Raw genomic sequence first — 2,421 nt, forward strand, 5'->3', positions numbered from 1 at the left:
CCAACCAAAGAAAAAGCTGATTGGGATGATTACCGTCAGCAACATGGGATTGAGGCAGCAAAACAGGCGTTTATAGAGGGGGCGTATCAAGTTGAGCCTGACAAGCAAAAGACGGGTAACAATCTTTCTCAAATGGCAGACAATGAAAAAGCCTTGTTGCTGGCTGAACGTTATGAGGGGATCGCTGTACACAGTGATAGTAAGGTATTTTATCGCTACGTATCAGGGATATGGGAAAAAATTTCCCACCTTGATCTGGCTCGTGAAATGGGCAATATCTATTGTCAACATAACACCAACTTTAGCAACCGAGCGGTTAATAATGCGGTGGAGGCATTGAAAATTATTGTCCCTAAGTTGGGTAAGCCTTGTAACGATGTTATTCCTTTTGCTAATGGTGTCTTTAATATTAAAACTAAAGTATTTTCACCACACCAGCCCGATAACTGGTTATTAAATCACAATGGGATTGAATATAGACCCGCCCCACCCGATGAAAATTTACGGGATCATGCTCCACATTTTCATAAATGGTTAGATCATGCTGCTAATCGTGACCCGTATAAAATGAAACGGATTTTTGCAGGGTTATATATGATTTTAGCTAACCGCTATGACTGGGAACTGTTTTTAGAAATTACAGGAATAGGCGGAAGCGGTAAAAGTGTTTTTGCCCAAATAGCCACTTTACTCGTAGGTGAAGATAATACCGGAAGTAGCAATATGGCCGCTTTAGATACCGCGAGAGGGCGAGCACAATTCGTTAGTAAACGATTGATCACCCTCCCCGATCAACCGAAGTACATAGGAGAAGCCACGGGAGCAAAAGCCATAACAGGCGGTGATTTAATTGAAATTGACCCTAAATATGAACATCAGTATAGCACTGTAATAAGAGCCGTTGTTATTGCAACAAATAATACCCCTATGATATTCACTGAACGTGCAGACGGTGTAGCCCGTAGGCGAGTGATATTCCAGTTCAATAACAAGGTAAAAGACGAAGATAAAGATTCTAGGTTAGCGGAAAAGATTTCAAGTGAGATCGCTGTCATTGTACGTCGATTGTTGGCAACTTTTGATGATCCAGAAGACGCAAAAGCGTTATTACTTGAACAAAGGGGATCAGGGGAAGCGATAGAAATCAAACGGGAAAGTGACCCCCTCATCGATTTTTGCGCCTATCTCATTACATTAGAAGCTGCTAGCGGTATGTTGATGGGGAACGCCAATATTTACCCGCCAGTGCCAAGGAAATATTTATACCATGCTTACACGGCTTATATGCAAGGGAACGGTAATAAAAACGCCTTGAGTTTAACCGCCTTTGGACGCTCGATTAATAATGCGCTTAAAGAACTGGGTAAAAGGTATATTAGAGAAAGAACAAAACATGGATATAGAACAAATCTGGAATTAAATGAAGTGGAGGCCGAAGATTGGTTGCCAAGTGTACCTTAACATAAATTATAGACACCGTAATATCAAACCAGCATCAGCCAATACTAAACAAACAACGCCAGCCAGTAAAAGGCTGGCTTTTTTATCTGCCTACCAGGGAAAGGAAAGAATTTTTTATTTAAGTCGCGTTAGACAAAAAATAGATGCGTATAAAACTTTTTGGTAAAAACTGTTCATACTGTTCACCAATTCAATAAAAGATATATATATCAATAAATTAAAGGGTGAACACTTAACTTAAAACTATTCACCAAGTGTTCACCACTGTTCACCTTTTTATGGGAGGGGTAATGAACAAAAAGTTTTCTAACTTCAATTTATTTATAAATAAAATTAATATTTATTTAAGTTGGTTAATAAAATAATTTTTTAATCTTGTAAGAAAAATAAAAGATGGAAGTGTTTATTAATATTTAATAAAAAGTGTTTTGATTGTTAATGATTGCAAATAAATATATTATATATCAATACGTTATACTATTATTGCCTGAACTAAAGCAATCCATAAAAAGGTGAACACTTTATTGAAAGGGTGAACAGTGGTGAACACTTAACACAAAACTATTCACCACATAATTTATTGATATATATATCTTTTATTGAATTGGTGAACAGTATGAACAGTTTTCCAGTTTTTTTTAATTATATAAAACGCACGCTAAAATATTTTTATTTTTTTCTCTGACATGAGAAATATTATTAAATAAATTTTATCTTTTCGAAAGAGAACAAGGATCATCATAAAAAATTCTTTCTTTTTCCTGGTAGGCAGTGATTACCGATTGTCCAAAATAGCTCATGATGTTTTCACTAAAACGGGTGCAACCCTTATTAATGTTTTAATAAATAATTAATGTAAAGTTATGTAAATTATTGGTTCTCATGTTTTCTCATCTTTTTTGCCTTCCTGTGAGGTTGTTTCCTGTTATTTTTCATCATGTTAAATTGAGGTTCCTGATT

At 35.9% G+C, this 2,421-nt stretch carries 1 protein-coding gene; it reads left to right on the top strand.

The features are described from left to right. Positions 1–1,461 (top strand): DNA primase family protein (locus G468_RS0117015; protein ID WP_026824040.1); only part of this gene is annotated, 1,461 nt, incomplete at its 5' end. Between the last annotated feature and the right edge of the window lie 960 nt (positions 1,462–2,421).

It is taken from the genome of Arsenophonus nasoniae DSM 15247, from assembly GCF_000429565.1.
Taxonomy (GTDB): Bacteria; Pseudomonadota; Gammaproteobacteria; order Enterobacterales; family Enterobacteriaceae; genus Arsenophonus; species Arsenophonus nasoniae.